Raw genomic sequence first — 6,115 nt, 5'->3', positions numbered from 1 at the left:
GGCGAGATTGGCCTGCGAGGACAGCACGTCCATGACCTGCGCGCGGGTGATGCGCGGCATGAATTCCATGGAGAAAGCGGTGATGCCGGCCTTGGCCATCGCGGCCACGGCGGCGTCGTTGCCGTAGGGATCCATGATGGCGATGACGGCCGCACCCGGCTTGTAGCCCTTCAGCTCGGCATCCGTCGGCCGGCGCACTTTCAGCACCACGTCGGCCTTTGACGCGTCGGCAGCCTTGCCGATCGTGGCACCCACCGCGGCAAAATCCTGGTCGGGGATGCGGGAGCCGAGACCGGCGCCCTTCTCGAGGATCACGTCGAAGCCGAGACCAGCCAGACGTTTGACCGTTTCCGGCGAGGCCGCGACGCGCGGCTCGTTCGGGTCAAGCTCACGAGGGATGAACACTATTTGTCCCACCGGACGTTCCTTTCGGCTGAAACCTTGATTACGCAAGGCGTCGGCCGGACGTCCGGCGACGTCGAGGGCGATGGGCTTGGGAAGTCTACCGCAGAATGAGAGTGCCGATGGCCGTGATCAGGATGAACACGATGAGGCCTGAGAAGAAGCCGCCGACGAAGAAGCCGAAGGCCATGGCGATGAGGATGGCGGCGCAGACCAGCGAGCCGTATTTGGCAAGGCCGAGGAAGGCCTTGTAGGTGCGGTCGTGCTCGGCATAGTCCATCTGCGCGCCAAGCTCGACCGGACCGGCGGGCGTGTGATCAGCCATGGAAGTACCCCTTCGAAAATGCCTTTGAGGCACATAGCGAAAAGCCGAACCAAGAGCAATGGCGCTATTGCCGCACAGCCTGCGACAACAGCCTCAAATGAAAGTTGAAATTGAACGGCGCGCCCTCGCCCGCGCGGCTAGGGGGGACTTCAGCCGGCGAGTTGGGGAAAAAGGCCGAGCAGGCCGACGACGATCAGGTAAAGCGCGACGATGTAGTTGAGGAGCCGCGGCATCACCAGGATCAGCACGCCGGCGATCAGCGAGATCAGCGGCGTCAGCGCGATTGAATGAATGGTCATGTCGCAATCCTTTCATTCGACAGGCGATCGCCCGTCAGACGGGTGCGGAGCTTGTCGTGATGCAATTCCGGCCGGAAGACCGCTCACACTTTCCTGGAATTGCTTGCTAACGCCGCAGCCGGCAGAAGGTTCATGGCCCGCGTTCAGGCAGCGGCGCGATAGTATTTCGCCGTCGGCACGATCGAGAGGGGCGTCAGCCGGTTGATGGCCGGATTGCCGAACATCAGCCGCTGCTCCATCGGCGTCGATCTGAAGAACGGCAATCGTTTGAGCGTCAGGCGCATGTTTTCGCCCGCCGGTATTTCGAACAGTGCGAGCGGGGGAAGAACGCCCGGAAATGCTTTAGCCTCTGTCCTCTGCACGGCCTGAAAGTAACGAACGTAAAAAGAGGAATGCTCCATCTTGACCGGCGTCAGCACCGAGTCCTGACCGAAGTAGCAGGAGGCGACCATGGCGATCCTGAGCGTCAGAAAAGGCAGCACCCCCGGCGCCGGCGCGCTGTCGGGGTCGGCCGCGAAGCGGGTTCCGTCAATGAAGGTTTCGCCGCGGGCGAGCCGTGGAAGCAAGACTTCGGGATAGGCATCGACCGAAGGCGAGTATGGCTGCGCGCTGGTAATATAATGGAAACGCAATGTGCTGACCAATTGGTCATAGCAATAGACACCGAACCGATAGGCGTTGGGTAGATTATCCCAGCGATCCTCGAACATCCCGCTCGCGATCGGACCACACATACCTGAGCGCCGATAGGAATTGTAGCGGAGCCGATAGATCGCCTCCTGATCTTCACCCCCCGTGATGAGGCGATATTCGACATGATCCAGCAGTTCCATCATCGACCGGTTGAGCGCGGAGTCCATCCTCGCGCTGGCGTCGGCCGACGCACTCTTCCTCGCAGCATCCATTGTCAGTCCTCGAATTCCGCCTGCGACCAAGGCTATTCGAGTTGAAATGAGACACAAGCTGAAAATTCGATATTGCTGATTTACCTCTTGTTAACCTTAATGCCGGTCGCCCAATTTCGCTGATCATGCGCGAGAAAAGCAAATCCCGACGCGAGCGACCCTCTAATGCCAACCGGTTATAATCGACGAAGTCATTTCGAATTCAGAGCTTCGAAAGCGCCGAGGCACGCCCAGCCTACACTTGTCCTGAGCGGCCAATATATTTGGCGGGTCCTCAATACGGGTCGTAATTCTGCGAAGTGGAAGCCGTTTTGCGCTTTGCCCGGAAATCCGGTCAGCTGGCCGTTCGTTTGCCGGCGATATGCAGGTCCGCGGCAAATGGCCAGGTGACGCTCGACATCGTCTCGATGCCCGACGCGCTGAGCGCGGCGCCGAACAGAAAGCCTTGCACGAAGTCCGGTTTGACCAGATGAACCAGCGTCTTCAGCTGCTCGAAGGTCTCGACCCCTTCGATGGTGACTGAAAGGCCCAATGTCCGCGACAGGCTGACGATGCCCTTCAGCAGATCGAGCGACTGCCGGTTCTGGTTCATATCGACCAGGAAAGAGCGGTCGATCTTGATCTTATCGAGCGGCAGCTTGTGGAGATAGCTCAGACTGGAGTAGCCGGTGCCGAAATCGTCAAGCGCGATGCGCACGCCAAGCGCCTTCAAGTCCTCGATCGATTCGCGCGTCAGCGATTTGTCATCGAGCAAGGCGGTCTCGGTGACCTCGATTTCGAGCCGGTGCGCCGCAAGGCCCGACTTGGCCAAGGCGTCCCTGACCTTCTGGACGATGTCGCGGCTGCGGAAATCCTTGGCCGACAAGTTCACCGACACACTGGTCTGCGCCGGCCATTTGGCGCATTCGGCGCAGGCGGCCTCCAGCACGAAGGTGCTGATGTCGGAAACGATGCCCATCTCTTCCGCCAAGGGGATGAAGACGCCGGGCGAGATTGGGCCGAGGTCGGGATGGTCCCAGCGGCAGAGCGCCTCGCAACTGGCGATGCGCATGGTGCTGATGGAGACGATCGGCTGATAGACCACGCGCAGATCCTTGGCCTGCACGGCATTGCGCAGATCGGCCTTCATCAGCTGGCGATTGCGGAACGCGGCGTCCATGGCCGCCTCAAACAGCCGCCAGCTGTTCTTGCCAAGTTCCTTGGCCTTGTAGAGGGCAAGGTCGGCCTTGACGATCATTGCATCAACCTCGGTGTCCTTGACCTTGGACAGCACCGCGCCGCCGCTGGCCTGGATGCGCAAGCCGTGGCCGGCGACGTCCACCTCGCCCTGCAGGTCCGCGAAGATCCGATCGAGCAGGGTGCCGAGATGGCTCTCGTCCTCGACGCGGTCGAAGAAGATCATGAACTCGTCGCCGCCGAAGCGGCTGACCGTGATGCCCGGTCCGGCAATCGCCGCGAGACGCTCGGCCACGGCGTAGATCAGCCCGTCGCCGACCGGATGGCCGAGTGTGTCGTTGACGCTCTTGAAGTCGTCGAGATCGAGCACCGCGAGGCCGCAGAGCCGATCCTGCTCGCCGGAGGCCATGGCCTCACGGACCAGCTCGTGGAAATAGGCGCGGTTCGGCAGGCCCGTCAGATTGTCGTAGCGCGCCATGAAGCGTATCTTTTCTTCCGCCTCGACGCGCACCGTCACGTCTTCGAAGGTGATGACGCCCAGTTCCTGGCTGCCTTCGCGGGCGGAGAATTCGTAATGCTGACCATTGGCCAGCGAAACGAGCACCTTGCGGTCGCGGCCTTCGCGCAGGGCGCGCGTCAGCTGCGCCTCGATGTAGCGGCAGTCTTTCGGCGCCAGCATGCCGCCGGCGACGCCCCGCATCAAAAGGCCGTGGATCGAGCGTCCGAGCAAGGCATCGCCCGATCTCAGCGACATCAGGCGGGCGGCTTCGGCATTGGCCACCGCAACCCGCCCGTCGGGCCCCAGCATGACCAGGCCATGCGACATGGTGTTGAGCGCGCGATCGAACCGGCGCGTCAGGTTCCCGGCCTGCTTGTGGCCGATGACGGCGGAGAAGAGCACGTTGCGGACATGGTCGGCGCTGTTGATGGTGACGAACGTCAACGGGAAGATCATCAAGCCGAGGACGACAGAAGCCATATCCATGCGCAGGATGAGCGCAAGAGCCGCGGGCCCGACGAGGGTCAAGGAAAAAATCTGGACCATGCGCATGGACCCGTAGCTTCGTCCGACAACCGTTACCAGGGTCGTCAACGACAACGACACCGACGCCAGTTCAGCAAATTGGTCAGGACGCAGGTAGATCGACACGAAGCAGAATGACCCCAATGCGAGGCCCTGCGCGCTGCCTTTGAGAATGTAATTGCGCTCTATCGCTTCTGCCTCTGCGACACTTGCTATGGTGCCGCCCGCTCTATGGAAGCCTCGGATGCTGAAGTACCGCCAGAGGCTGGCCGATAGCAGAACGAAAGCCAACGTCAGATAAAGCAGATCCTGCGTACGCAGGTAGACCATGAACCCGAGAATCCAGTAGCAGACGCCGCCGATCGCAACCATGCCGGCGTTGTCGAACAATGCCCGCACGAACTGGATATAGACATCCGCCGGGATGTTCTCGGTCTTTGTTCTACCCATGCCGCTGGCCCAACGCTACGCCTTGTCATGCCACACCCGCCTTAAGAAAGGCTTAGAACGGCGTTCAACCCCGGTTGCGGAGGGTTGCAGCAGGCGGGACAGACCAGGGAATCCGGGAGTTCTGGCGCGCCGTCAATGCGCCGGCGCGGTCACTCGGCGGCGCGAAGCGTCGGCTCCGCCGGAGCCTGGGCCAGACGCTCGATCAAGCGCGAGCGCTCGCCCGCCGCCTTCGCGGCGCTGGCCTGCCGGACATGGCCGTAGCCGCGGATCAATGCCGGCACGGAGGCCAGGGCGGTCGCGGCCTCCACCCTGCCCGGCGCCAGAGCGCCGGCGATGAGGTCGAGATCGGCTTCGTATTCCCTCAACGCTTGCCGCTCCATGCGCCGCTCGGCCGTGTAGCCGAAGAGGTCGAAGGCGGTGCCGCGCAGGCCCTTCATCGCCGCCAGCAGTCGAAAGCCCTTCATCATCCACTGGCCGAAGCTCGATTTCCTGGGCTTGCCGTCATTGCCGCGGCGGCCGAGGATCGGCGGCGCGAGATGGAATTCAAGCCTCTCGTAGCTCTGGAACTGCTTGGCGAGGTCGGCGGCGAAAGTGCCGTCGGTGTAGAGCCGCGCCACCTCATACTCGTCCTTGATCGCCATCAGCTTGAAGAGGTTTTTCGCCGCCGCTTCAGTCACCACCGTCGAGCCTGGAATCGCCTTCGCCTCGGCGGCGCGCAACGTCGCCACGCGGTCGGCGTAGCGCCTGGCGTAGGCGGCGTTCTGGTAGGCGGTGAGGAAGGCGACCCGGCGGGCGATGACATCGTCCAGCGTCTCGGCCAGTTTGGGCGCAGGCCTGCCGGTCTGAGCGACCAGGCCACGTACGAAGTCGGGCTGATGCGCGGCGCGGCGGCCCCAGCGGAAAGCGGCGATATTCATCGCCACCGCTTCGCCGTTCAATTCTATCGCCTTTTCAACGGCTTCAGCCGAAAGCGGCAGGCCGCCATGCTGGAAGGCGAAGCCAAGCATGAACATGTTGGCGCCGAGCGAATTGCCGAACAGAGCGGTCGCCGTGCGGGTGGCGTCGAAGAAATGCGCCTTGTCGTCGCCGGCAGCGGCCCGGATCGCCTTCTTCAGCCGCTCGACCGGCAGCGAGAAGTCCGCCGAACGGGTGAATTCGCCGGGCATGATCTCGGCGGTGTTGGCGAGGAAGATCGTGTGGCCCTCGCGGACCGCGCCCAGCACCTTCTTGGCGCCGGAGACGACGAGGTCGCAGCCGAGCACAAGGTCGGCCTTGCCGGCCGAGACGCGAATGGCGTGGATGTCCTCGGGTGTCGGGGCGATGCGGACATGAGTGAAGACCGAGCCGCCCTTCTGGGGGAGGCCCGCCATATCGATCATGCCGCAACCCTTGCCTTCCAGATGCGCGGCCATGCCGAGCACCGCGCCGACGGTGACGACGCCGGTGCCGCCGACGCCGTCGATGATCGCCGCCCAGCCCTGGTTGCCCATGCGGAATTCGGCCGGCGCCGGCACGCCGTCCAGCGGATCGGCCC

Annotated in this window: 5 protein-coding genes and 1 pseudogene; all 6 read right to left on the bottom strand. The window is 62.9% G+C overall.

Annotation, left to right across the window (positions count from 1 at the left end):
• Positions 1-417 (bottom strand): annotated as a pseudogene (locus tag EOA27_RS18030) (NAD(P)(+) transhydrogenase (Re/Si-specific) subunit alpha); the annotation flags it as partial.
• Between the two features lie 85 nt (positions 418-502).
• Positions 503-727 carry an aa3-type cytochrome c oxidase subunit IV gene (locus EOA27_RS18025; RefSeq protein ID WP_042645175.1) on the bottom strand — a complete coding sequence of 75 codons (225 nt, stop codon included), beginning with the start codon at positions 725-727 and terminating at the stop codon, positions 503-505.
• Between the two features lie 149 nt (positions 728-876).
• The gene (locus EOA27_RS18020; protein ID WP_082056395.1) at positions 877-1,026 is read right to left on the bottom strand and encodes a DUF3096 domain-containing protein; all 150 of its coding nucleotides are present in this window, start codon (positions 1,024-1,026) and stop codon (positions 877-879) included.
• Between the two features lie 143 nt (positions 1,027-1,169).
• Positions 1,170-1,931, bottom strand: coding sequence for a hypothetical protein (locus EOA27_RS18015; RefSeq protein WP_042645176.1), 762 nt, complete (start codon positions 1,929-1,931; stop codon positions 1,170-1,172).
• A 334-nt stretch (positions 1,932-2,265) separates the two neighbouring features.
• Complete coding sequence (locus EOA27_RS18010; protein WP_126079868.1) at positions 2,266-4,581, bottom strand: EAL domain-containing protein; 2,316 nt, start codon at positions 4,579-4,581, stop codon at positions 2,266-2,268.
• A 149-nt stretch (positions 4,582-4,730) separates the two neighbouring features.
• The coding region (locus EOA27_RS18005; RefSeq protein WP_189562053.1) for a DUF6537 domain-containing protein at positions 4,731-6,115 on the bottom strand (1,385 nt) is incomplete at its 5' end.

The sequence above is a fragment of the Mesorhizobium sp. M2A.F.Ca.ET.037.01.1.1 genome (genome assembly GCF_003998075.1).
Lineage (GTDB): Bacteria > Pseudomonadota > Alphaproteobacteria > Rhizobiales > Rhizobiaceae > Mesorhizobium.
Note: the sequence above shows the minus strand (reverse complement) of the source record. Positions and strands in the feature narration are given on the sequence as shown.